General features: G+C 64.7%; 22 protein-coding genes. 21 read left to right on the plus strand and 1 reads right to left on the minus strand.

Features of this window, described 5'->3' with window-relative positions; all coding sequences use genetic code 11:
- Positions 1-64 precede the first annotated feature (64 nt).
- From AC4BBN_RS10825 to AC4BBN_RS10915, 19 genes are all read left to right on the plus strand, one after another.
- Positions 65-889: an ABC transporter permease gene (locus AC4BBN_RS10825; protein WP_490591993.1), complete on the plus strand. Its 825-nt coding sequence runs from the start codon at positions 65-67 to the stop codon at positions 887-889.
- 33 nt (positions 890-922) lie between these two features.
- Positions 923-1,930, plus strand: coding sequence for an ABC transporter substrate-binding protein (locus AC4BBN_RS10830; protein ID WP_490591994.1), 1,008 nt, complete (start codon positions 923-925; stop codon positions 1,928-1,930).
- Between the two features lie 109 nt (positions 1,931-2,039).
- A complete protein-coding gene (locus AC4BBN_RS10835) occupies positions 2,040-2,693 on the plus strand; it encodes a TetR/AcrR family transcriptional regulator (protein ID WP_490591995.1) in 654 nt (217 codons plus the stop codon).
- Positions 2,690-3,610 carry a PfkB family carbohydrate kinase gene (locus tag AC4BBN_RS10840; protein WP_490591996.1) on the plus strand — a complete coding sequence of 307 codons (921 nt, stop codon included), beginning with the start codon at positions 2,690-2,692 and terminating at the stop codon, positions 3,608-3,610. Before AC4BBN_RS10835 ends, AC4BBN_RS10840 begins: the two co-directional genes overlap by 4 nt.
- A 23-nt stretch (positions 3,611-3,633) precedes the next feature.
- The gene (locus AC4BBN_RS10845) at positions 3,634-4,560 is read left to right on the plus strand and encodes a pseudouridine-5'-phosphate glycosidase (RefSeq protein WP_490591997.1); all 927 of its coding nucleotides are present in this window, start codon (positions 3,634-3,636) and stop codon (positions 4,558-4,560) included.
- 5 nt (positions 4,561-4,565) lie between these two features.
- A complete protein-coding gene (locus tag AC4BBN_RS10850) occupies positions 4,566-5,438 on the plus strand; it encodes a phytanoyl-CoA dioxygenase family protein (RefSeq protein WP_490591998.1) in 873 nt (290 codons plus the stop codon).
- A gap of 170 nt (positions 5,439-5,608) precedes the next feature.
- The gene (locus AC4BBN_RS10855; RefSeq protein WP_490591999.1) at positions 5,609-6,580 is read left to right on the plus strand and encodes a BMP family lipoprotein; all 972 of its coding nucleotides are present in this window, start codon (positions 5,609-5,611) and stop codon (positions 6,578-6,580) included.
- Positions 6,581-6,712: 132 nt separating this feature from the next.
- Positions 6,713-8,278, plus strand: coding sequence for an ABC transporter ATP-binding protein (locus tag AC4BBN_RS10860; protein WP_490592000.1), 1,566 nt, complete (start codon positions 6,713-6,715; stop codon positions 8,276-8,278).
- Entirely contained in the window at positions 8,275-9,405 is a 1,131-nt protein-coding gene (locus AC4BBN_RS10865; RefSeq protein ID WP_490592001.1) for an ABC transporter permease, read from the plus strand. Before AC4BBN_RS10860 ends, AC4BBN_RS10865 begins: the two co-directional genes overlap by 4 nt.
- A complete protein-coding gene (locus AC4BBN_RS10870) occupies positions 9,398-10,366 on the plus strand; it encodes an ABC transporter permease (RefSeq protein ID WP_490592002.1) in 969 nt (322 codons plus the stop codon). Before AC4BBN_RS10865 ends, AC4BBN_RS10870 begins: the two co-directional genes overlap by 8 nt.
- Before the next feature lie 210 nt (positions 10,367-10,576).
- Complete coding sequence (locus AC4BBN_RS10875; RefSeq protein ID WP_490592003.1) at positions 10,577-11,578, plus strand: LLM class flavin-dependent oxidoreductase; 1,002 nt, start codon at positions 10,577-10,579, stop codon at positions 11,576-11,578.
- Positions 11,579-11,604: 26 nt separating this feature from the next.
- Complete coding sequence (locus AC4BBN_RS10880) at positions 11,605-12,951, plus strand: LLM class flavin-dependent oxidoreductase (protein WP_490592004.1); 1,347 nt, start codon at positions 11,605-11,607, stop codon at positions 12,949-12,951.
- Positions 12,951-14,141: a M20 aminoacylase family protein gene (locus AC4BBN_RS10885; protein ID WP_490592005.1), complete on the plus strand. Its 1,191-nt coding sequence runs from the start codon at positions 12,951-12,953 to the stop codon at positions 14,139-14,141. The genes AC4BBN_RS10880 and AC4BBN_RS10885 overlap by 1 nt, the downstream gene beginning before the upstream one ends.
- Positions 14,142-14,157: 16 nt before the next feature.
- Positions 14,158-14,748 carry a GNAT family N-acetyltransferase gene (locus tag AC4BBN_RS10890; RefSeq protein WP_490592006.1) on the plus strand — a complete coding sequence of 197 codons (591 nt, stop codon included), beginning with the start codon at positions 14,158-14,160 and terminating at the stop codon, positions 14,746-14,748.
- Positions 14,745-16,544, plus strand: coding sequence for an amino acid ABC transporter permease/ATP-binding protein (locus AC4BBN_RS10895; protein WP_490592007.1), 1,800 nt, complete (start codon positions 14,745-14,747; stop codon positions 16,542-16,544). Before AC4BBN_RS10890 ends, AC4BBN_RS10895 begins: the two co-directional genes overlap by 4 nt.
- Positions 16,545-16,663: 119 nt before the next feature.
- Positions 16,664-17,599: an ABC transporter substrate-binding protein gene (locus tag AC4BBN_RS10900; RefSeq protein ID WP_490592008.1), complete on the plus strand. Its 936-nt coding sequence runs from the start codon at positions 16,664-16,666 to the stop codon at positions 17,597-17,599.
- A gap of 26 nt (positions 17,600-17,625) precedes the next feature.
- Positions 17,626-18,558, plus strand: coding sequence for an ABC transporter substrate-binding protein (locus AC4BBN_RS10905; RefSeq protein ID WP_490592009.1), 933 nt, complete (start codon positions 17,626-17,628; stop codon positions 18,556-18,558).
- Between the two features lie 2 nt (positions 18,559-18,560).
- Complete coding sequence (locus AC4BBN_RS10910; protein ID WP_490592010.1) at positions 18,561-19,604, plus strand: LLM class flavin-dependent oxidoreductase; 1,044 nt, start codon at positions 18,561-18,563, stop codon at positions 19,602-19,604.
- Positions 19,605-19,710: 106 nt separating this feature from the next.
- On the plus strand, positions 19,711-20,685 hold the full coding sequence (locus AC4BBN_RS10915; protein ID WP_490592011.1) for an MYG1 family protein: 975 nt from the start codon (positions 19,711-19,713) through the stop codon (positions 20,683-20,685).
- A 15-nt stretch (positions 20,686-20,700) separates the two neighbouring features.
- On the opposite strand, the gene AC4BBN_RS10920 is transcribed toward AC4BBN_RS10915, so the two are convergent.
- Positions 20,701-21,603, minus strand: a complete 903-nt coding sequence (locus tag AC4BBN_RS10920) for a LysR family transcriptional regulator (protein WP_490592012.1) — start codon at positions 21,601-21,603, stop codon at positions 20,701-20,703.
- A gap of 93 nt (positions 21,604-21,696) precedes the next feature.
- On the opposite strand from AC4BBN_RS10920, the gene AC4BBN_RS10925 reads away from it, so the two are divergent.
- Both AC4BBN_RS10925 and AC4BBN_RS10930 read left to right on the plus strand, forming a co-directional pair.
- The gene (locus AC4BBN_RS10925) at positions 21,697-22,578 is read left to right on the plus strand and encodes an aldo/keto reductase family oxidoreductase (protein ID WP_490592013.1); all 882 of its coding nucleotides are present in this window, start codon (positions 21,697-21,699) and stop codon (positions 22,576-22,578) included.
- A 37-nt stretch (positions 22,579-22,615) separates the two neighbouring features.
- On the plus strand, positions 22,616-23,026 hold the full coding sequence (locus AC4BBN_RS10930) for a hypothetical protein (RefSeq protein WP_490592014.1): 411 nt from the start codon (positions 22,616-22,618) through the stop codon (positions 23,024-23,026).
- Positions 23,027-23,104: the final 78 nt, after the last annotated feature.

Genomic DNA, 23,104 nt, shown 5'->3' on the forward strand with positions numbered 1-23,104 from the left:
TTCTATTTTTATAGCTACTCCCGCAGGTATTTCAAGCGCTAGCAGCCTTTTTTATCCTGGGATTGTGTTGGTGCTGGCATTGGCCGTGTGGACGGTGCGGGCCTGCGCTGCGCTAGACGGTCGGGCCATTTACGGCATGCTGACGGCCGGCCTGTTCGGCCTGTGGCTGCTGTACTTCTGGCAGCTGCTGGTGACGGCTTTCGAGGTGCCGCGCGTTCTGCTGCCTGCGCCTTCGTTCATTGCCCAGGCCATGGCGGAGCAGTGGCCGGTGCTGTGGACCGACTTTGTACAGACCGTACTCAAGTCGGTGCTGACCGGCTGGCTGCTGGGTTGCGGCCTGGGGTTCGCCGTGGCGGTGGCGATTGACCGTATGCCGTTTCTGCAGCGCGGCCTGCTGCCTATCGCCTCGCTGACCAGCACCGTGCCCTTGGTCGGTGTGGCGCCGATTGCGGTGATGTGGTTTGGCTTTGATTGGCCGTCCAAGGCGGCGGTGGTGGTCTTGATGACCTTCTTCCCCATGCTGGTGTCCACGCTGGCCGGGCTGAAGGCCGCAGGCAAGCTGGAGCGCGAGCTGATGTACAGCTACGCGGCGGGCTATGGCCAAACCCTGTTGGCGTTGCGCCTGCCCAGCGCCATGCCGTTCATCTTTGGCGCGCTGAAGGTGAATGCCACGCTGGCCTTGATCGGCGCCATCGTGGCCGAGTTCTTCGGATCGCCCACGGCGGGCCTGGGCTTTCGCATTTCCACCGAGGCGGCCAAGATGCACATGCCGCTGGTGTGGGGCGCAATTGTGGTGGCCGCCATCACCGGCTCGGCGGCCTATGCCCTGTTGGTTCAGCTGGAGCGGCGCTTTGCGTTCTGGCACCCGTCGGTCCGGTCCCAAAAATAGATTTCCCCACCTGTCCCCACCTAGGAGTATTTGATGCAAAAACTGTCCAAGTTGAGTCAATGCCTGCTGGCCGCCGCGTTTGCGGTTGGCAGCCTCGCCGCCCAGGCGCAAGAGAAGGTCACCGTGCAGCTGAAATGGGTGCCGCAAGCCCAGTTTGCCGGCTACTACGTGGCGGCCGCCAAGGGCTACTACAAGGCCGAGGGATTGGACGTGACCATCAAACCCGGCGGCCCCGATATTTCGCCGGTGCAGGTGATCGCCGGCAACAACGCTGACGTAATCGTCAACTGGATGCCCGATGCGCTGGCCGCCCGCGAGGCTGGTGTTCCGCTAGTAAACATCGCCCAGGTGTTCAACCGCTCCGGCCTGATGCTGACCTGCAAAAAGGCCAGCGGTGTCAGCAGCCCGAAGGACCTGAAGGGCAAGACCCTGGGCGTCTGGTATGGCGGCAATGAATACCCGTTCCTGAACTGGATGGGCAAGCTGGGATTCAAGCCCGACACCGACATCAAAGTGCTGAAGCAAGGCTTCAACGTGGACCCGCTGCTGCAGAACCAAGCCGCGTGTGTGTCCACCATGATCTACAACGAGTACTGGCAAATCATTGACGCCGGCGTGAAAGAGAGCGACCTGGTCACCTTCTTCTATGAAGACCAGGGTGTGGCCTCGCTGGAAGACGGCCTGTACGTGCTCGAATCCAAGCTCAAAGACCCGGTCTTCGTGGCCCGCATGGCCAAGTTTCTGAAGGCGACCTTCAAGGGCTGGAACGACGCGGTGAAGAACCCCGAAGAAGCCGCCAAGATCGTGGTCTCCAACGACATGTCCGGCAGCGCCACCCTGGCAGTGCAAAAGCGCCAGATGGAGAACGTGGCCAAGCTGATCACCACCGCCAACACGCCGAAGATGGGCTATCTGGAACCCGCCGCCTATGAGCGTACGGTGAAGGTGCTGATGTCTGGCGGCAGCGCACCCGTCATCAAGAAGGACCCGGGCGCCGCCGCCATGAGCCATGTGGTGTGGGACGCGGCCTCCAAAAAGTGATCGCCGGTCCGCTTCCATCGTTTTCATCCGTTATGGTGTCGGGTTTTCTTGTCGCAGGCCAGCACGGCCAGGGGCAGCACACCGAATTTCGTATGGAAGTGGACAGGGAATGAGTCGATTGACAGCCAGCACGGCGGATACCAAGGGCCAGATCCGCCAGGCCAATGAAGAGCTGATACTCGCCGCAGCAGAACGTGTGTTTGCCGGGGCGGGTTTCAGTGGCGCCACCATGGCGCAGATTTCCGAAGAGTCCGGCCTGCCCAAGGCCAATCTGCACTATTACTTTGGCAACAAGGAAGCGCTGTACCGCGCGGTGCTGGCCCGCATTCTGGAGGACTGGCTGGCACCCACCCACGGCATCACCCCTGAGGCCGACCCGAGCCAGGCCATAGGTGCTTACATCCGCAGCAAGATGGCCCTGTCTGCTGCGCGGCCGCATGCGTCCAAAGTCTGGGCCAACGAGCTGCTGCACGGCGCCACCGTGGTGCGGCAGCTGCTGGCCACCGAGCTGCGTGCCACCGTGCGCGCCAAGTCCGCCGTCATCGACCAATGGATTGCCGAGGGCAAGATGGCCCCGGTAGACAGCACGCACCTGTTCTTCACCATCTGGGCCGCGACCCAGACCTATGCCGACTTCGACATCCAGGTCAGCGCCGTGCTGGGTAAGCCAGCCCTGACCCGCAACGACCACAGCCGCGCCACCACCCATGTGCTGGCCTTGATACTGCGCGGCTGCGGCCTGAACCCAGACCCCGCGCCATGAGTTACATGCTGGCCGTGGGCGCCTCGAATATGGACATTGCCGGCCACAGCAGCCAGGCCGTGGTGCTGGGCGACTCCAACCCCGGCCATATCGCTTTGGCCCCGGGCGGCGTGGCGCGCAATGTGGCAGAAAACCTGGCGCGCCTGGGTAACTGCACACGGCTGGTCAGCGCGGTGGGCGACGACACGCCAGGCCGCAGCCTGCTGGACGCCACAGCCGCAGCCGGAGTGGATCTGCGTGCCTGCTGGGTGCTGCCGGGCGAGGCTACCTCCAGCTATTTGTCGCTGCATGGACCGGACGGCGATATGGCCATGGCGGTGAACGATATGCGCATCGTGGCCCGCATCACGCCCGAACGGCTGGCGCCCTTGGCCGCCGATATCGTCGCCGCCCAGGCCCTGCTGCTGGACTGCAATTTGACCGATGCAGCCCTGGCCTGGCTGTGCACGCACAGCGGCGGCACGCCGATTTTTGTGGATACCGTCTCCACCCATAAGTGCCAGCGCATTGCCCCCTGGCTGCAGCATGTGCACCTGCTCAAACCCAACCGGCTCGAAGCCCAGGCCCTGACAGGCTTGCCGCTGGACAGCCTGGCCGACGCGCCCGCCGTGGCGGCCTGGCTGCACCGCAAGGGCGTGCGGCAGGTGGTGCTGAGTTTTGGCGCGCAAGGTGTGTTCTGGAGCGATGCGGATGGCAGCCAGGGCCTGCAGAGCGCCCCCTACGTCGCAGTAGTGAACGCCACAGGCGCGGGCGACGCACTCATGGCCGGGTTGATGCATGCGCATGCCCAGGGCCAGACTCTGTCGGAGGCCGTGGACTTTGGCTCTGCCTGTGCGGCCCTGACGCTGGGTGTGCAGGGTGCCAACCACCCACAACTGTCGCAGGCACTGGTGCAACAATCGCTATGCATGACCTGAATATGTGACCTAGAAAGATTTTGATGACGGCTATTCCTTTTCTCGACATCCATCCCGAAGTAGCGGCTGCCCTGGCCGCCAAACGTCCCGTGGTGGCGCTGGAGTCCACCATCATTGCCCATGGCATGCCCTACCCGAACAATGTGGCCACGGCGCTGCAGGTAGAGGCCGAGGTGCGCGCCCATGGCGCTGTGCCAGCCACCATCGCCATCGTGCAGGGGCGTTTGAAAGTCGGCCTCAGCCACGACGAAATTGAACAACTGGGGCGTGGCGGGCGCGACGTCGTCAAGGTCAGCCGCCGCGATATGGCGTTCATTGTGGCCGCAGGCCAGACCGGTGCCACCACCGTGGCCTCGACCATGCTGATTGCGGCCATGGCCGGCATCCGCGTGTTCGCCACCGGCGGCATTGGCGGCGTGCACCGGGGGGCGGCGCAGAGCTTTGATATTTCGGCCGACTTGCTGGAGCTGGCGCAAACCCCGGTGGCCGTGGTCTGTGCCGGCATCAAGTCGATTCTGGACCTGGGGCTGACGCTCGAATACCTGGAAACACACGGCGTGCCCGTGGTGGGCTACCAAACCAATAATCTGCCGGCTTTCTACACCCGTGAAAGCGGCTTCAAGGTGGACTACCGGCTGGATACGCCCGACGCCATCGCCGGCGCCATGCAGGCCCAGTGGGCCATGGGGCTGCAGGGTGGCATGGTGGTGTCCAACCCGATTCCTGAGGCCTATGCCATGCCGCGCGCGACCATTGACGCCGCTATCGAGCAGGCGCTGCAAGAGGCCCGCGCCCAGGGCGTGGCGGGCAAGCAGTCCACCCCATTCTTGCTGGCCCGCGTCAGCGAGATCACCGGTGGCAACAGCCTGGCTTCCAACATCCAGCTGGTGCTGAACAATGCGCGGCTGGCGGCAGGTATTGCCGTCGCCTACCAGCAGCGGGTGGCCTGAGCGCCATGGTTTACCGCACGGTGCTGGACGACGCACAGGGCCTCTCGGCGGACGCCCGCGCCGCCTATGCGCGCGACGGCGTGCTGGTGCTGGAGGACTTTGTGTCTGTTGCCCAATGCCAGGCTTTGCAGGCACGCGCACTCGAACTGGTGGCCGAGCATGCACCGCGTGCGCCCGGCACCGTTTTTTCTGCCCGCGACCAGCGCCATGCCAAGGACGCTTACTTTGCCGCTTCGGCCCGGGGCATAGGCGCGTTCTTTGAAGAGGGGGCGTTCGATGCGCAGGGCCAGCTGCAGGTGCCGCTGGAGCGCGCCATCAACAAGCTGGGCCATGCCATGCATGACCTGGACCCGGTGTTCCAGGCCTTCTCGCGCGGCCCGCGCTTGCAGGCGGTGGCGGATGGTCTCGGCCTGGCAGATGCCCGGCTCGTCCAGTCCATGTACATCTTCAAGCAGCCCGGCATTGGCGGCGAGGTGAACTGCCACCAGGACGCGACCTATCTGTACACCGAGCCGCAGTCGGTAGTGGGCTTCTGGTTTGCGATCGAGGATGCGCACCGCAGCAATGGTTGCCTGGGTGGCGTACCAGGCGGGCACCGCCATGGGCTGAAAGAGGTGTTCCGCCGCCAGGCCGATGGGACTTTACGGTTGGAGCAGCTGCAAGCCAGCGCGCCATGGGATATGGAGCAGCTAGAGTGGCTGGAGGTGCGCCAGGGCAGCTTGATTGTGTTCAACGGCCTGTTCCCCCATTTGTCAGAACCCAACCGCTCGGCCCAGTCGCGCCACGCCTATACCTTGCATGCGGTGGACGGTCGGGCGCATTATCCGGACAGCAACTGGATACAACCCCACGGAGCGCCATTTACCGGCTTTGCGTAAGCACAGACCGCACGAACACGAGGAGGATTGCATCGGCTTTACACCGCATACCACTTTTCATATTTTGCCTATAACAGGCACAATTCCGGCTGAATTGAAATGGCGCTACATTCTGCCCACTCAATTGCAGCGGGTTCTTCGTCCACCACCACCCTGAAACTTAAACCAACATGAAAAACACACTCAAACTGGGCTTCTTGGCCGCCGCGCTGGTTTCCACCTTCTCCGCTTGGGCCGATCCGGCCATCATTTTTGACATGGGTGGCAAGTTTGACAAATCCTTCAACCAAAGCGCCTATGAAGGCATGGAGCGCTGGAAGAAGGAAACCGGCAAGCCCTACCTCGAATTCGAAGTCGCCAACGAAACCCAGCGCGAGCAAGCCATCCGCCGCATGGCAGAGCGCGGTGCCAGCCCCATCATTGGCATCAGCTTCAGCCAGGCTTCTGCCATGGCCAAGGTGTCCAAGGAATTCCCCAAGCTGCAATTCGCCATCATCGATGACGTGGTGGAAGCACCCAACGTGCAGTCGGTAGTGTTCAAGGAACACGAAGGCAGCTTCCTGGTCGGCATGTTGGCCGCAGAAGCCAGCAAGACCGGCAAGGTCGGTTTTGTGGGCGGCATGGACATTCCGCTGATCCGCAAATTCCAGTGTGGCTATGAACAAGGCGCCAAGTACGCCAACCCCAAGGTGGAAACCTTTGCCAACATGACCGGCACCACCGGTGCTGCCTGGAACGACCCAGGCCGTGGCGGCGAGCTGACCAAGTCCCAGTTTGCCAAGGGCGCTGACGTGGTGTTCGCCGCTGCCGGCGGTACCGGCATTGGCGTGTACCAGGCGGCCAAAGACGCTGGCAAACTCGCCATCGGTGTGGACAGTAACCAGAACTACGTGCAACCCGGCACCATGCTGTCCTCCATGGTCAAGCGCGTGGACGTGGCGGTGTACAACATCCTGAAGAACTACAAGGCCGGTGTGACTTCCCTGGGCTTGAAGGAAGATGGCGTGGGCTACTCCATGGACGAGTTCAACGCCAAGCTGGTGACGCCCGAGATGAAGAAGAAGGTCGATGCCGCCAAGGCCGACATCGTCAGCGGCAAGATCAAGGTCGTGGACTACATGACCGCCAACGCTTGTAAGTAAGCACACCCCCAGGCTACACACTTCGTGTTTTCGCCAACCCCCTTGCAGGGGGCGAACCCAGTGGCCCGGCGGAGCCGGTTCCACGGGTTCTCTGGCGGGACACAGTTGTAGCCCTCGGCATCTCGGATTTCCATGACAACCCAACAATCTTCTGTGGTGGATGCGACCGCTGTGCACATGGCGGGCATCAGCAAGCGTTTTGGCGCTGTGCGGGCCAATGATGGCGTAGACCTGCGTGTGCGCTCTGGCACGGTGCACGGCATCGTGGGCGAGAACGGCGCGGGCAAAAGCACGCTGATGTCCATCTTGTATGGCTTCTACAGTGCCGACAGCGGCAGCATCGAAGTCTTTGGCCAGCCGGCCCGCATCCGCAATGCGCATGAAGCCATCGCGCTGGGCATTGGCATGGTGCATCAGCACTTCATGCTGGTGGACACGCTGACGGCGCTGGAAAACGTCATGCTGGGCGCCGAGCCCCACGCTCTGTTGAGCAAAGCAGAGAGCATCGTGCGTAGCAAGCTGGGCGCGCTGATGCAATCTACTGGCCTGCACGTGGACCTGGACGCCACGGTGGACCAGCTCTCCGTGGGCGACCGCCAGCGCCTGGAGATTTTGAAGGCGCTGTACCGCGGCGCCAAGATACTGATTCTGGATGAGCCCACCGCCGTGCTCACCCCGCAGGAAACCGAACAATTGTTCGAGGTGCTGGCGCGTCTGCGCACGCAGGGCACCACTATCTTGCTGATCACCCACAAGCTCAAGGAAGTGATGCGCTTGTGTGACCATGTCACCGTCATGCGCAGCGGGCGCGTGGTGCATGAATGTGCCATTGCCCAGGCCTCGGTGGAGATACTGGCCGAAGCCATGGTGGGCCGCAAAGTGAATATGGGCCGCCAGGGCCATGCGGCCATCGCATTGGGTGCGGTGCTGCTGCAGGCGCGCGGGCTGGTGGTGCGCGACGCGCTGCAAGTGACCCGTCTGCAAGACTTTGACTTGAGCCTGCGTGCCGGCGAAATCGTTGGCGTGGCCGGCGTGGCTGGCAACGGCCAGAGTGAGCTGTTGGAGGTTTTGTCCGGCCTGCTGGCCCCCAGCGCGGGCGAGCTGCAGCTGGGTGGACGCAGCTTTACCCCAGGTCAGTGGCTCACCCCCGGTGTAGCCCGCAGCCTCGGCCTGGCCCATGTGCCCGAGGACCGGCACGCCCGCGCCATGGTGATGAACTTTGCCGCTTGGGAATCGGCGGTGCTGGGCTATGAGGCCCTGCCCGAATACAGTAGCGCGGGCGGCTGGATGCGCCACGGCGCGATGCGCGCGGCCACGGCGGCCATGATGGAGCGCTTCGATGTACGCCCGCGTGACCCGGATCTGGTCAGCTCCAAATTCTCCGGGGGCAACCAGCAAAAGCTGGTGCTGGCGCGCGAGATCGGCCAGGCGCCCCAGGTGCTGCTGGTGGGCCAGCCCACGCGCGGGGTGGACATTGGCGCGATTGAATTCATCCACGCCCAGCTGCGCGCCATGCGCGATGCGGGCTGTGCCGTGCTGGTGGTGTCCAGCGAGTTGGACGAAATTTTGGCCCTGGCCGACCGCGTGCTGGTGCTGAACCAGGGCTGTGTGACGGGCGAGCTGCCGATTGCAGACTGCAGCGAGGCCCGGCTGGGCCTGCTCATGGTGGAAACCAAAGAACAAGGATTGAAGGCATGAGCGCGACGAATACGGCCAAGCCCCTGCCGCGATGGGCCGATGTGTTCCTGCTGCCTGCGGTGAATCTGCTGATTGCGCTGCTGGTGGCCGGCGTGGTGGTGGCCCTGGTGGGCCAGAACCCGCGCCAGGTGATGGAAGTGCTGGTGCACGGCGCCTTTGGCACGCAGCGGGGCTTAAGCTACACCCTGTACTACGCCACCACCTTCATCTTTGCCGGGCTGGCGGTGTCTGTCGCCTTCCACGGCGGCCTGTTCAACATCGGCGTGGAAGGGCAGGCCGTGGTGGGCGGGCTGGGCACGGGCCTGATTGCGCTGTGGCTGTCGCACAGTCTGCCAGCTGTGGTCATGCTGCCCTTGATGCTGCTGGCCGGCGTGCTGTTCGGCATGCTGTGGGCGGCCATACCCGGTTATTTGCAGGCCTACCGCCACAGCCATGTGGTGATCACCACCATCATGTTCAATTTCCTGGCGACCAGCCTGCTGGCCTATCTGCTGGTGAACCGGCTGAAGCCACCGGGCACCATGTCGGTGGAAAGCGCCCCCTTTGCCGACTCGGCCAAGCTGCCCGGTATGCAGCAGGCGTTGGCCTGGGTTGGGGTGGAATGGCCTTCATCGCCGCTCAACGTCAGCCTGATTCTGGCCCTGGCAGCGGCGGTAGGCGTGTACTTTTTGCTCTGGCACAGCCGGGCCGGCTATCGCTTGCGGGCCGTGGGTTCCAGCGAAGGTGCGGCCTCGTATGCTGGCATCAATGCCAAGCACCAGGTGGTGTTTGCCATGGCCTTGTCGGGCGGCCTGTCCGGCATGATCGGCATGAACGAAATCGCTGGCGTCAACGGCAAGCTCCTGCTGGACTTCGTGGCCGGTGCCGGCTTCACCGGCATTGCCGTGGCCTTGATGGGGCGTAACCACCCATTTGGCATCGTGCTGGCCAGCATCCTGTTTGGTGCGCTGTTCCAGGGCGGGGCCGAAGTGAGTTTTGATGTGCCCGGCTTCAGCCGCGACATGGTGGTGATGTTGCAAGGCTTCATCGTGATGTTCTCGGGCGCCATGGCCTACGTGTTCGCGCCCATGCTGTCGCGCGGCCTGGCCTTGTTGACCCCCAAGACCGCAGGAGCCCAGCATGGATGAAGCCCTGATTGCGGACCTGCTGGCGTCCACGCTGCGTATGGCCACGCCCCTGATCCTGTGCGCCCTGGCCGGCCTGCTGTCCGAACGCGCCGGCGTCATCGACGTGGGGCTGGAGGGCAAGATGCTGTTTGCCGCCTTCATCGCCGGTGCCAGCGGCGCCGCCTTTGGCTCCATCACGATCGCCTTGCTAGCCTCCATAGGCATCGCCGTGGCCTTGTCCTGGATGCATGGCTATGCTTGCGTCAGCCATCGGGGGGACCAGGTGGTGTCCGGCGTGGCCTTGAACATCATTGCCACGGGGCTGACGGTGGTGCTGGGCCTGGCCTGGTTCCACCAGGGCGGGCAGACACCTACCGTGGCCGATGGCGTGCGCCTGCACGCGCTGTGGCCCGGCGCGGCAGACGCCTTGCAAGGCATTCCGCTGGTCGGGCAGATCATCGGCCTAGGCCTGCTCAGCCACAACATCATGGTCTACCTGGCGCTGGCTTTGGTAGCCGCAGTCTGGTGGCTGGTGTACCGCACGCGCTTCGGCCTGCGCCTGCGCGCAGTGGGCGAAAACGCCCACATGGTGGATGCTGCCGGCGTCTCGGTGCTGCGCCTGCGCTACACCGCGCTGACGCTGAACGGCATTCTGTGCGGCCTGGCCGGCAGCTATATGGTGCTGGCGCAGAACGCCTCGTTTGTGCCGCATATGACCGCCGGCCGTGGCTTCATGGCCCTGGCCGCCATGATCTTTGGCAACTGGCGTCCGGTGCGGGCGCTGTGGGCGTGCTTGTTGTTTGGCTTTTTGGACGCCATGGCCATCCGCCTGCAAGGCGTCAGCCTGCCCGGCGTGGGCGAGGTACCAGTGCAGGCCGTGCAGGCCTTGCCCTATTTGCTGACGGTCGTGCTGTTGGCCGGCTTTATCGGCAAGACAGCCGTGCCCAAGGCGCTGGGCCAGCCCTACGTGAAAGAGCGCTGAAGCAGGTGCTTTCGAGCTGATTAAAAAGGGGTGTTCGCCAGTGGGGCGTGCACCCCTTTTTTCTTGGGGCGAACCCCATCTTTATGCGTGGGACTTGTGTTGAAGCAACGCTGGTGATTCGCGCATATCGATAGAAAAAGATAGCGCAAACGGCAGTGCTCTGACGGGCCAGAATGAATCGACATTCTTACCACGCACCGTGCCACCGCTATGCCGTATTCACTTTCTCTGCTCGATAAGAGCCCCATCCCGCCAGGTGCCAGCGCTGCCCAGGCATTGCAGCGTACCGTGGCGCTGGCCCAGCGCGCCGAAGAACTGGGCTACCAGCGCTTCTGGGTGGCAGAGCACCATGGCAACCCGACCTTGGCCAGCAGCGCGCCCGAGGTGCTGATCGCCCACATCCTGGCCCGTACCACGCGTATCCGCGTCGGCTCCGGCGGCGTGATGCTGCAGCATTACAGCCCGTTCAAGGTGGCCGAGGTCTTCAAGCTGCTGGCCGCGCTGGCGCCTGGCCGTGTGGACCTGGGCGTCGGCAAGGCGCCGGGTGGGTTGCCGCTGGCCAGCCACGCATTGCAGTGGCTGCATGACGCAGCGCGTAAGCCCGACTTTGCGCAGCAACTGGCCGACCTGGATGCATTTTTGGAAGGAACCGTGATCGACGGCCATCCACTCAGCGGCGCTGTGGCCTACCCCACACCGCCAGAGCTGCCCGAGCGCATTCTGCTCGGCGGCAGTGCGGCCAGCGCCGAGTTGGCTGCGCGGCTGGGTTGGGACTTCACCTACGCTGGGCATTTCAATGCCGATCCGGCCAACATCGAGCGCTCGGTTGCGGCCTACCAGCAGGCCACGGGCCGACCTGCGGCGCTGGCCTTATATGCCTTTGCCGCCGCAAGCAAGGACAAAGCCGAGCGCCTGGTGGGGGCGCTGCGCATCTTCAAACTGCACCTGTCCACTGGCCAGAGTGTGAATCTGCCGAGCGAAGAGGCCGCAGCCGAGTTTGCGCGCCAGGCCGGCGTGGCCGACTACCGCATTGAAGAGACGCGGCCTTACGTGCTCACCGGCACGCCCGAGAGCGTGCGCCACGCGCTGGACGCCCTGAGCGCCCGCTACGGCATCCACGAATTTGTCATCGACACCCCGGTGGTGGGCTTTGCCGACCGCTGGGCTTCCGTAGAGCTGCTGGCCGGCGCAGAGCACGCCATAGCTGCTTGATTTTTGACCCAGAACGAGACACCACCATGGCACAGACACCCATTCGCTTCGGCATCATGCTGCACGGCGCCGGCGGCCACATGAACGCCTGGAAGCACCCCAGCGGCCCGGCCGACGCTAGCGTCAACTTGGACTTCTACATCCGTACCGCTCAGAAGGCCGAAGCTGCAGGCATCGCCTTCGCCTTCGTCGCCGACGGGCTGTATATCAACGAGAAGTCGATACCGCATTTCCTGAACCGCTTTGAGCCCATTTCCATTCTGTCGGCGCTGGCGGCAGTGACCCGCAAGATCGGCCTGGCCGGCACCATCTCCACCTCGTACAGCGACCCGTTTACCGTGGCGCGGCAGTTCGCCTCGCTGGACCTGATCAGCCAGGGCCGCGCTGGCTGGAACGTGGTCACCACGCCCCTCGAAGGCACGGCCAAAAACTACAGCCGCACGCACCCCGAGCATGCGCAGCGCTACCAGATCGCTGACGAATACCTGCAGGTCACACAAGGCCTGTGGGACAGTTGGGACGACGATGCCGTGGTGCGCAACCGCAGCACCGGCCAGTTCTTCGACAAGAGCAAGCTGCACACGCTGGACTTCAAAGGCCGCTTTTTCGAGGTCGCTGGCCCGCTGAACATCGGCCGCTCGCCCCAGGGCCAGCCGGTGATCTTCCAGGCAGGTTCATCTGATGCAGGCATTGGCCTGGCTGGCAAATACGCCGACGCGGTGTTCACCCATTCGCCCTCGTTGGAAGAAACCCGCAGCTTCTCGCGGCAGGTGAAGGCCAGCGCGATTGCCCAGGGCCGTGCCGGTTCCGACGTGAAGGTATTTCCCGGCATCGGACCGGTGGTGGGCGCCACGCAGGCCGAGGCTGACGCCAAGTACCAGGCGATCCGCGAGCTGCTCAGCATCGACGAGGCCCTGGCCTACCTGGGCCGGTTTTTCGACCACCACGACTTCAGCCAGTACCCGCTGGACGCACCGTTCCCTGAGCTGGGTGACATCGGCAAAAACAGCTTTCGCTCCACCACCGACCGCATCAAGGCCGAGGCCGCGAAAAGCGGGCAGAGCTTGCGCGAGGTGGCGCTGGAAGTGGCTACGCCGAAGTCGCAGTTTGTCGGCACCGGCGAGCGCATTGCCGATGAAATCATCCGCTGGATCGACGCCGAGGCGGCCGATGGCTTCATCCTCGGTTTCCCGGTGGTGGCGCAAGGCCTGGATGACTTCATTGCGCATGTGATCCCCGTGCTGGAAGCCCGCGGCCGCTATGAACGCACGCTGCCTGGCACCACCCTGCGGGACCACCTGGGTCTGCCGCGCAAGGCCAGCCGCTATGCCGAGCCCAGCAGCTCTGCGCACGCCGAACGGAAGGTAGCCTGATGCCGCGTGAAGAAGCTACCGACGTCCGCCGCGTGGAATCTCGCGTGGCGTCGTATATCAACGAGTTCGTGGCATTGCGCCAGGACATCCACCAACACCCCGAGCTTTCTTTCAAAGAGCACCGAACCTCTGACATCGTGGCTGCGCGCTTGGCATCGTGGGGCTATGAAGTCACGCGTGGGATCGCAGGCACCGGTGTGGTCGGTAGTCTGCGCCGTGGCAACGGCAGCAAGACACTGGGTATCCGCGCCGATATGGACGCTCTGCCCATCCAGGAAGCCACCGGCCTGCCCTATGCCAGCGTGAATGCCGGCGTGATGCATGCGTGCGGCCATGATGGGCACACCGCCATCCTCCTGGCGGCGGCGCGCACGCTGGCCGAGGTGGGCCAATTCGACGGCCAGTTGCAGCTGATCTTCCAGCCGGCCGAGGAAACCGGCACGGGTGCCCGCAGGATGATTTCCGAGGGCCTGTTCGACCGCTTCCCGTGCGACGCAGTGTTTGGCTTGCACAACTGGCCGGGCGTGCCTGCCGGCCACCTGGGCTGCGTGGCCGGTCCCGCCATGGCCTCTATCGACCAGGCCGTCATCACCATTCGCGGCAAGGGCGGCCATGGTGCCGAGCCCCACCGCACGGTGGACCCGGTGGTCGTCAGCGCACACCTGATCACTGCGCTGCAGACCATTGTTTCGCGCAATGTGGACCCGCTGGACATGGGCGTGGTTACGGTGGGTTCGATCCACGGCGGATCGGCCTCGAATGTGATCCCTGACGCGGTGGAGCTGAAGCTGACCATGCGTTCCTTCCGTCCCGAAATCCGCAAGCTCTTGCAAGAGCGCGTACCCGCGCTGGCCAAGGCCCAGGCCGAGAGCTTTGGTGCCGAAGCCGAGGTGGACTACCAGCTGGGATTTCCGGCGGTGCTGAACCATGTGGACGAGACCGCGTTTGCCCGCAGCGTGGCCGAAGACACCTTCGGCGCCGGCCAGGTCGAGGCAGGTTTTCGCCCGCGCACCGCCAGCGAAGACTTCGCCTACATGCTGCAGGCGCGCAAGGGCAGCTATGTGTTTTTGGGCAACGGCGAAGGCGCTTCGCTGCACAGCCCGCGCTACAACTTTAACGACGCCGTGCTGGGCCTGGCCGCCACCTACTGGACCCGGCTGGCCGAGCGGTTTCTGGCACCCGCTGTATAAGCCAAGGAGACTTTCCGTGAGCGAAACATTCCTCTACACCCAACCGCACGATCCGGCCGCCCGGCCGCTGATCGAGGCATTGACGCGCGAGTACGACACCCGTTACGGCGACATACCGCGCGCCGAGGGCGAGCCGAAAGAAATGGACCGGTACCCGCCCGAGGTGTTTGCACCACCGCACGGCAACTTTGTGCTGCTGCTGCGCGATGGTGTGGCGATTGGCGGCGGCGCCTTCATGCGGCTGGACCCGCACACCGCCGAGTTCAAACGCATCTGGACCCATGCCGAGTTGCGCCGCCAGGGCCTGGCCCGCAAGATCATGGTCGAGCTGGAGGCGCAGGCCGTGCGCCAGGGCTATAGCCGTGGCTACCTGACCACCGGCTTTCGCCAGCCCGAGGCGGTGGCGCTGTACCTGGGCCATGGCTACACGCCATTGTTCGATCTGGCGCAGGACCCGGCCACCATCGGCAGCCTGCCGTTCCAGAAGCTGCTGGTACCCAGCGCCAAGGTCGAGTTTCAAGAGATCGTGGCCAAGCGCAGCGATCTGCTGCAAGGTGTGCTCGCGCTGCGCAGCGCTGCTGCACTGGAAGGAGCCGTCGCACCATGACCAGTACCACCTATTTTGACTTGGCCCCCGAGGCCGCCGCAGCGCCCAATGTGGCGGCGCCCGCACCCGCTCCGGCTGCACGGGAAAAAGGCGACTACTCGCAGTACAGGGTCGTCCCTGCGCGTTACCCGGGCCGTACCGTCGGCACGGTGCTGGCGGTCTTGGTGATTGCCGCCGTACTGCAGTCGGTGTTCACCAATCCGCGCTGGGGCTGGGGCGTGTTTGCCGAATGGTTCTTTGCCGAGCCGGTGCTGATCGGCCTGGGCCGCACGCTGCTGCTCACGGCAGCGGGCGCGCTGTTTGGCTTCATTCTCGGCACCGGGCTGGCGCTGGCGCGGGTCTCGCGCTCGCCCCTGCTGGCGCGCCTGTCCTGGGGTTTTGTGTGGATCTTCCGCTCGATTCCGGTGATCGTGCTGCTGTTGATCATCAACAACCTGGGCTACCTGTATGAAACGGTGTCGCTGGGTGTGCCATTCACCGGCACGGTGTTTTTTTCGTACCCCACGACGCAACTGATCAGCCCGTTTGTGGCGGCGCTACTAGGCTTGACCTTGAACCAGGCGGCGTTTTCTTCGGAGATCATCCGTGGCGGCATCTTGTCGGTAGACCAGGGCCAGTTGGAGGCGGCTGCCGCGCTGGGGCTGCCACGCCGCCGCCAGGCGTTTCGTATCGTGTTGCCGCAGGCCATGCGCTCGATACTGCCTAGCGCCTTCAATGAAATCATCGGCCTGGCCAAGGGCACCTCCAACGTGTATATCCTGGCGCTACCCGAGCTGTTCTACACCATCCAGATCATCTACCGCCGCAACCTGGAGGTGATTCCGTTGCTGATGGTGGCCACGGTCTGGTACCTGGTGATACTGACGGTGCTGTCGATTGCCCAGCACCAGATCGAGCGTCACTTCTCCAAGGGTGCGCTGCGCAACCACCAGGCTGCACCCTGGGCCCGCTGGTTGCGCGCACGCCTCCCAGCGCAGGCCACAGCGCCAGCGGTGCGCCGCGAAGCTCCGGCGCGCCGTGCCGTGCCACCCAGCACGGGTGGCGAGGTCACGGTGCATGGCATTTCGAAGAGCTTTGGCGCGCTGAAGGTGCTGCAGGACGTGACCTTGAGCGTGCCACGCGGTAGCGTGACCGTGGTGCTCGGCCCGTCAGGCTCTGGCAAATCGACCCTGCTGCGCACCATCAACCACCTGGAGCGCGTGGACGAGGGCTTTATCGCCATCGACGGCGAACTGGTCGGCTACCGCAAAGACGCCGACACGCTGTACGAGCTGCGCGAGAGCGACATCCTGGCGCGCCGTGTCGATGTCGGCATGGTGTTCCAGAGCTTCAATCTGTTCCCGCACCTGACGGTGCTGGAAAACATCGTCGAGGCACCGATTGCCGTGCGCGGCCAGCACCGGGCGGATGCCGAGTCGCAAGCCTTCGAGCTATTGGCCCGCGTGGGTCTGGCCGACAAGGCCCACGCCTATCCGCTCCAGCTGTCGGGCGGCCAGCAGCAGCGCGTGGCGATTGCCCGGGCGCTGGCGCTGCGGCCCAAGGTGTTGCTGTTTGATGAGCCCACATCTGCGCTGGACCCCGAGCTGGTGGGCGAGGTGCTGGACGTGATTAAGGAGCTGGCGCGCTCAGGCACCACCTTGCTGATCGTCACGCACGAGATCGGTTTTGCCCGTGAGGTGGCCGACCGCATCGTCTTCATGGAGCTGGGCCGCATCGTCGAAGTGGGCACGCCCGACCAGGTGTTCAACGCCCCGCAACACGCGCGTACCGCAGCCTTCTTGGCCAAGGTGCTGTAGCCCACAGCCCATCACTTACCCACGCTGATCCTCTGGCTGGCCGTACGCCCTGTGCGGCCGGCAGGGGAGAGGCTTGCCGTGATTTTTCTCAACCTGAACCTTTTGATTGGACCCACACCATGCGACTTCATGCCCCCTTCCGAAATGTCCTGATCGGCATCGCTACCGCCGCCGCCACTTTGCTGCCGCTGCACGCCTGGTCCCAGGCCGGTGACCTGGACCCCGCGCAGCCGGGCCGCATCCGCGCCCAGAAGTCCGACGAAGCGCTGAAGCTGCTGTCCAAAGACTACAAGTTCACCAAGGACGGCACTTTCACCGTGGGTATCGCGCTGGGACGGTTGCCCTTGGGCTCTTTCGCCAATGACAACAAAACCTTTGTCGGCAACGAGCCCGACATCGCACTGCTGGTGGCCGACAGCCTGGGTCGCAAGCTGGAGCTGGTGCCCGTCGCCTGGGCCGACTGGCCGCTGGGCCTGCAGTCTGGCAAGTTCGACGCGGTGGTGTCCAACGTCACCGTGACCGAGGCGCGCAAGGAGAAGTTCGACTTCTCCACCTACCGCAACGACACGCTGGGCATCTACGTGAAGAGCGACAGCAAGGTCGCCAGCGTGAAAGAGCCTAAAGACATAGCCGGCCTGCGCGTGATCGTCGGCGCCAGCACCAACCAAGAGCAAATCCTGCTGCGCTGGAACCAGCAGAACGTGGCCGCCGGCCTGAAGCCGGTGGAGATCCAGTACTACGACGATGATGTGGTGCAGCGCCTGGCGATCCAGTCGAACCGCGCCGATGCCTACCTGGGCCCGAACGCGTTGGCTGCCTACGAGGCCCGCGACGGCAAGACCCGGCTGGCCGGCACCTTCTCTGGCGGCTGGCCACTCAGCGCCGAAATTGCCGTCACCACGCGCAAGGGCTCGGGCCTGGCCGACGCGGTGACCGCCGCGCTGAACGAACAGATCCGCAACGGCAACTACACCAAGGCGCTGGCCCGCTGGAACCTGGGCTCCGAGGCCATTGAGAAGTCGCGCACCAACCCGCCCGGTCTGCCCAAGTCCTGATGCGGAATGTTGCTAGGAACCACACCATGCTGTGTATTTCATCTTTCTGCCGCCGCGCTGCCTTGGCCGCTGTTTGGCTCTACGCGGTAGCGGCTGGGGCCGCTGACCGCTTTGACTTCAGCCCCGAGCAGGCGGGCCGCGTGCGCGCCACCAAAGACGCCGAGGCCATCAAGGCCCTGCCCAAGGACTTCCGCTTTGTAAAAGACGGGGTGTTTACCGTGGCGATTTCGCCTATGGCACCGCCGATTTCGAGCTACGCCACCGACGCAAAGACCGTGGTCGGCTTCGACCCCGACTACGCGCAGCTGGTGGCCGACGCCCTGGGCCTGAAGCTGGACCTGCAGCCTATTGCCTGGGCCGACTGGCCGCTGGGCTTGGTCTCCGGCAAATACGACGCGGTGATCTCCAACGTGGGCGTGACCGAGCAGCGCAAAGAGAAATTCGACTTCTCGACCTACCGCCTGGGCCTGCATGGCTTCTACGTGCGGGCCGACAGCGCTATCCGAAGCATCAAGGAACCCAAGGACGTGGCGGGGCTGAAGATCGTCACCGGGGCCGGTACCAACCAGGAAAAAATCCTGCTGGAATGGAACCGGCAGAACACCGCTGCGGGCCTCAAGCCGCTGGAGCTGCAGTACTTTGACGACGACGTGGCGCGGGTGCTGGCGGTGGTGTCGGGGCGCGCAGATGCCAACTTCAACCCCAATGCGCCACAGGCCTACCACGCGGCCAAAGAGGGCAAGATCAAGCTGGTCGGCACGGTGAACGCCGGCTGGCCGCTGAAGTCCGACGTGGCCATCACCACGCGCAAGGGCAGCGGCCTGGCGCAGGCGCTAACCATCGCGGGCAACGGCCTTATCAGGGCCGGCAAATACCAGCAAGCGCTGGCCCGCTGGAGCCTGAACGAAGAGGCACTGGCGGCATCGGAAACCAACCCGCCGGGCTTGCCCAAGTTCTAACCATGGCCATCGAAAAACTGGGCTTCTTGACCCCCGGCAACTACACCGATACCGACCCCTTCACCGGGCTGGAGCAGAGCCTGCAGCTGTTCCAGCAGGGCGAAGACCTGGGCTACGACCACGGCTGGGTGCGCCAGCGGCACCTGGAGCGCGCCGTGTCCTCGGCCAGCGTGTTTCTGGCTGCGGCCAGCCAGCGCACCCGCCGCATCGCCCTGGGCACGGCCGTGATCCAGATGGGCTATGAAAACCCGTTCCGCCTGGCCGAAGACTTGGCCACGGTGGATGTGCTGTCGCGCGGTCGTTTGCTTGTGGGCCTGAGTGCGGGTGCGCCGCCCTATGGACCGCTGCTGGGCGAGCGTTTTCTGGACGGTGACGCCAAGGACGTGGACTATTCGCACCAGCGCATTGCCCGGCTGCGCGGCAATCTGCAGGGCGGCTGGATCGGCGACGAGACCGCGTTGATCCCATCGCCGGCAGGGCCACAGCGCGCGCGTCTGCACCCTTGGGCGCCGGGCCTGGCCGAGCGCCTGTGGTACGGCGGCGGCTCGCGCCGGTCGGTGGAGTGGGCCGGGCGCAACGGCTTCAACCTGTTGCTGGGCAATATCAATACCGGCGAAACGTCGGACGACTTCTACGTGACCCAGTACGGCCATGTGGCGCTGTTCCAGCAGCACTGGGCGGCCGACTACACGCCCCGCATCGCCCTGGGCCGCGTCATCGTGCCGCTGGACAGCGCCGACGCCACCACCCGCCAGCGCTACCGCGCCTATGCCGAGAGCCGCAAGGCCCGCACGCTGCAGCCGCAAGGCGAGCGCCGTACGCTGTATGCGCCCGACCTGGTAGGCACCAGCGACGAGATTCTGGAGCTGCTGCACCAAGACCCTGTGCTGCCGCTGGTGCGCGAGCTGCGCCTGGAGCTGCCCTACGACTTTGCGCCGCAGGACTACGCGCAAATCCTGCACGACGTGGTGCGCTCCATCGCGCCGGCGCTGGGCTGGCAGCCTGCTGCCGAGGCGGTTGCGCCGGTGCCGGAGGCTGTGTTTTAAAGCACTATGGTTTTGATAGCTGCTGGCGCAGGTATTACCTGCGCTGGAGGCTGATTTTGCTTAAACCCCGGGTGTGCCACTGCAGGGGCCTCGCTAAAATCGGCCGATGACAAAAAACACCACGATCGCCACCCACAGTGGCACTTTCCATGCCGACGACGTTTTTGGCGTTGGCGTTCTGATGGGGGTGTTCCCCGCGCACAGCCTGCTGCGCACGCGTGACAAGGCCCTGATCGCTACCGCCGACTTTGTGGTCGACGTGGGCGGCACCTGGGATGCGGCGACCGGCCGTTTCGACCACCACCAGCGCGGCTTTGAAGGCGCGCGCCCGGCCCGCTTGGTTGACGGCCAAAGCGTACCCGGCGTGGGCTATGCCAGCGCTGGCCTGGTCTGGTCGGCTTTCGGCACGGCCTATGTGCAGGCCTGGGCCCAGACCCATGGCCATACGCTGGACGAAGAGGCCGTGGCCAGCGTGGTGCACACCATCGATCACTCGCTGGTGCAGTACCTCGACATCGTCGACACCGGCCAGGGCGATGTGGCGCCCGGCATCTTCGGCCTGTCCAGCCTGGTTGCGCAGCTGAACACGCATTGGCTGGAAGAGCAGGGCCTGGACCTGGCCGCCAAGGCCCAGCTGCTGGAAACCCGATTCCGCGAGGCCATCGCCATCACCCGTAAGTTTCTGGACCATGCCATCAGCAAAAAAGTGGCGCAGATCCGCGCCATGGACATCGTGCGCCAGGCGCCGCGCCTGCTGGGCGGCAAGCTGCTGCACCTGCGTGAGGGCGGCATGCCCTGGACCCGCGTGGTGGTCGATGAAATGCCCGAGGTGATGTTCGTCATCTACCCCGACTCCGACGGCAATCAGTACCAGATCAAGACCGTGCCGACGGAGCCTGGCTCGTTCGACACCCGCATGGACCTGCCCGCCAGCTGGGCCGGCCTGCGCGACCAGGAACTGGCCGCCGTCACCGGCGTGCCCGACAGTGTGTTCTGCCACCTCAACCTGTTCATCGGCGGAGCCCGTAGCTTCGAAGGCGCGCTGAAGCTGGCCGAACTGGCATTGGCGGAGCCCGTCTGATTAAAAGGTACTCCGCTACGGGCGCAGCGCCTGGATGAAATCGACAAAGGCGCGCAGCGGCGCGGGCAGTTGGCGGCGGCTGGGGTAGTACAGGTAGGGGCCGGAGAAGCTGGGCCACCAGGCTTGCAGCACCGGCTCCAGGGCGCCGCTGTCGAGATGGGGGCGCAACCAGTCTTCGAACAGGTAGATGACGCCGCTGCCGGCCACAGCTGCATCCACCGCCAGTTCCACGGCACCACCTATCCTGACGATCAGCGGGCCGCTGGTGTCCACCTTGATGGTTTCGCCGTCCCTCTCGAATTCCCAGGCTGGCATGGCGCCGCTGGCGAATTTGCCACGCAGGCAGGCGTGGCCCAGCAGGTCGCGTGGATGCTCGGGTCGGCCACGCTGGTCCAAGTAGGCGGGTGCGGCAGCGGCCGCAAAGCGCTGCACACGCGGGCCGATGGGGATGGCGACCATGTCCTGCTCCAGCCGCTCCTCGTAGCGGATGCCCGCATCGCAGCCCTCGGCCAGCATGTCCACAAAGCTTTCTTCGGCGATCACCTCCAGCACGATGTCGGGGTAGGCGGCCAGAAATGGCGGCACGATGCGCGGCAGCACCAGGCGGGCCGCGCTGAGCGGCACATTCAGCCGCAGCGTACCGGCGGGCCGGTCCCGAAAACCGTTGGCCACGTCCAGCGCGGCCTCCACCTCGCCCAGCGCCGGGCCCAGCCGCTCCAGCAGACGGGCGCCTGCCTCTGTCAGTGCGACGCTGCGCGTGCTGCGGTTGAGCAGCCGTACGCCAAGCCGGGTTTCGAGCCGGCGCACGGCCTCGCTGAGGCTGGAGGCGCTGCCACCGTTGGCAAGGGCCGCACCCCGAAAGCCGCCTGCACGCGCCACCGCCACGAAGGCCGTCAGGTCTGCCAGGTTTGCGGTCATTGTTCGCCTTTCTGCACAAGCTGTGCTGATTCAACCCACTTATCGTACGCGGTGTTCTTGCCTACATTCGTGGCTCACCAAAGAGGAACGAACATGATCGACATTGGCCAAGCAGGAAATTACACACTCGGCGACCGCAGCGTACAGCGTCTGGGATACGGCGCCATGCAGCTCGCCGGCCCCGGCGTATTCGGCCCGCCGAAGGACCGCAAGGCGGCCGTCGCCGTGCTGCGCGAGGCCGTGGAAAGCGGCGTCAACCACATCGACACTAGCGACTTTTACGGCCCGCACATCACCAACCAGATCCTGCGCGAGGCGCTGCACCCCTACCGCGACGGTCTCACCATCGTCACCAAAATCGGCGCCCGGCGCGGCGCGGATGGCTCCTGGAACCCAGCTTTTGCACGCGAGGAACTGACCCAGGCGGTGCACGACAACCTGCGCAATCTGGGCCTGGATGTGCTCGACGTGGTCAACCTGCGCAGCATGTTCAGCATCCACGGGCCGGCCGAAGGCTCGCTGGAAGAACCGCTCAGCGTGCTGGCCGGGCTGCAGCAGCAGGGCCTGGTGCGCCACATCGGTTTAAGCAACGCCACACCCACGCAAATCGCCCAAGGGCGCAGCATCTGCAGCATTGTGTGCGTGCAGAACCAGTACAACCTGGCGCACCGTGCGGACGACGGCCTGATCGCCGACCTGGCCCGCGACGGCACGGCTTACGTGCCGTTCTTCCCGCTGGGCGGCTTCAGCCCCTTGCAGTCGGCGGGCCTCTCCGCCGTGGCCGAAGAGCTTGGCGCCACGCCCATGCAGGTCGCACTGGCTTGGCTGCTACAGCGCTCGCCTAATATCCTGCTGATTCCCGGAACCTCGTCGGTCACGCATCTGCGCGAAAACCTGGCAGCGGCCCAGCTAGTGCTGCCGTCCAGCACTGTGGCGCGGTTGGACCAGATCGCGGGCGAAACCCCGCCGGCCTGATGCGACGCGGGTCGGCCAGGGCGCTTAAACTTTTGCCATGACTACCGACTCGAATCCGTCCATCGACAAACCCAATGCCCGCACCGAAGCCGCGCTGGCCCGCCTGCACAAGGCCATGCGCGACATCGAGGCCGAGATTGCGGCGCACCAGGGCATCTATCCCTTCAACTTTGGCCGCGTGACCCAGTCCGAGCTGTGCCGCCGCGCCGACGTCAAAAAGGCCACGCTGCAAAACCCCGTGCACAAGGACACGACGCGGGTGGAGATCATGGCCTGGCTGGACGGAATTGCAGGGCAGTTGGCCCAGACCCGCGACGGCACGCGCGAGCGGGTCACAGAGGTGGCCGATGGCCTGGCTGCGCAAGTGGAGCATTTGACGCAGGCGCTTCAGGCCGCAGAGCAGCGCATTGCGCAGCTGGAGGCGGAGAACGCCGCGCTGCGGGGCTAACTGGTAGCTCCTGATTTGCTCCTAAATAAGGAGCTGCTTGCGCAGGTACTACCTGCGCTACAGGCCTATTTCTTATAA

The organism is Rhodoferax sp. SPJ21 (genome assembly GCF_058216335.1).

What these genes read in the sequence shown, in the direction of transcription:
- AC4BBN_RS10830 (WP_490591994.1), top strand. Translation starts at nt 923, where the DNA reads ATGCAAAAACTGTCCAAGTTGAGTCAATGCCTGCTGGCCGCCGCGTTT.
- AC4BBN_RS10835 (WP_490591995.1), top strand. Translation starts at nt 2,040, where the DNA reads ATGAGTCGATTGACAGCCAGCACGGCGGATACCAAGGGCCAGATCCGC.
- AC4BBN_RS10840 (WP_490591996.1), top strand. Translation starts at nt 2,690, where the DNA reads ATGAGTTACATGCTGGCCGTGGGCGCCTCGAATATGGACATTGCCGGC.
- AC4BBN_RS10845 (WP_490591997.1), top strand. Translation starts at nt 3,634, where the DNA reads ATGACGGCTATTCCTTTTCTCGACATCCATCCCGAAGTAGCGGCTGCC.
- AC4BBN_RS10850 (WP_490591998.1), top strand. Translation starts at nt 4,566, where the DNA reads ATGGTTTACCGCACGGTGCTGGACGACGCACAGGGCCTCTCGGCGGAC.
- AC4BBN_RS10855 (WP_490591999.1), top strand. Translation starts at nt 5,609, where the DNA reads ATGAAAAACACACTCAAACTGGGCTTCTTGGCCGCCGCGCTGGTTTCC.
- AC4BBN_RS10860 (WP_490592000.1), top strand. Translation starts at nt 6,713, where the DNA reads ATGACAACCCAACAATCTTCTGTGGTGGATGCGACCGCTGTGCACATG.
- AC4BBN_RS10865 (WP_490592001.1), top strand. Translation starts at nt 8,275, where the DNA reads ATGAGCGCGACGAATACGGCCAAGCCCCTGCCGCGATGGGCCGATGTG.
- AC4BBN_RS10870 (WP_490592002.1), top strand. Translation starts at nt 9,398, where the DNA reads ATGGATGAAGCCCTGATTGCGGACCTGCTGGCGTCCACGCTGCGTATG.
- AC4BBN_RS10875 (WP_490592003.1), top strand. Translation starts at nt 10,577, where the DNA reads ATGCCGTATTCACTTTCTCTGCTCGATAAGAGCCCCATCCCGCCAGGT.
- AC4BBN_RS10880 (WP_490592004.1), top strand. Translation starts at nt 11,605, where the DNA reads ATGGCACAGACACCCATTCGCTTCGGCATCATGCTGCACGGCGCCGGC.
- AC4BBN_RS10885 (WP_490592005.1), top strand. Translation starts at nt 12,951, where the DNA reads ATGCCGCGTGAAGAAGCTACCGACGTCCGCCGCGTGGAATCTCGCGTG.
- AC4BBN_RS10895 (WP_490592007.1), top strand. Translation starts at nt 14,745, where the DNA reads ATGACCAGTACCACCTATTTTGACTTGGCCCCCGAGGCCGCCGCAGCG.
- AC4BBN_RS10900 (WP_490592008.1), top strand. Translation starts at nt 16,664, where the DNA reads ATGCGACTTCATGCCCCCTTCCGAAATGTCCTGATCGGCATCGCTACC.
- AC4BBN_RS10905 (WP_490592009.1), top strand. Translation starts at nt 17,626, where the DNA reads ATGCTGTGTATTTCATCTTTCTGCCGCCGCGCTGCCTTGGCCGCTGTT.
- AC4BBN_RS10910 (WP_490592010.1), top strand. Translation starts at nt 18,561, where the DNA reads ATGGCCATCGAAAAACTGGGCTTCTTGACCCCCGGCAACTACACCGAT.
- AC4BBN_RS10915 (WP_490592011.1), top strand. Translation starts at nt 19,711, where the DNA reads ATGACAAAAAACACCACGATCGCCACCCACAGTGGCACTTTCCATGCC.
- AC4BBN_RS10920 (WP_490592012.1), bottom strand. Translation starts at nt 21,603, where the DNA reads ATGACCGCAAACCTGGCAGACCTGACGGCCTTCGTGGCGGTGGCGCGT.
- AC4BBN_RS10925 (WP_490592013.1), top strand. Translation starts at nt 21,697, where the DNA reads ATGATCGACATTGGCCAAGCAGGAAATTACACACTCGGCGACCGCAGC.
- AC4BBN_RS10930 (WP_490592014.1), top strand. Translation starts at nt 22,616, where the DNA reads ATGACTACCGACTCGAATCCGTCCATCGACAAACCCAATGCCCGCACC.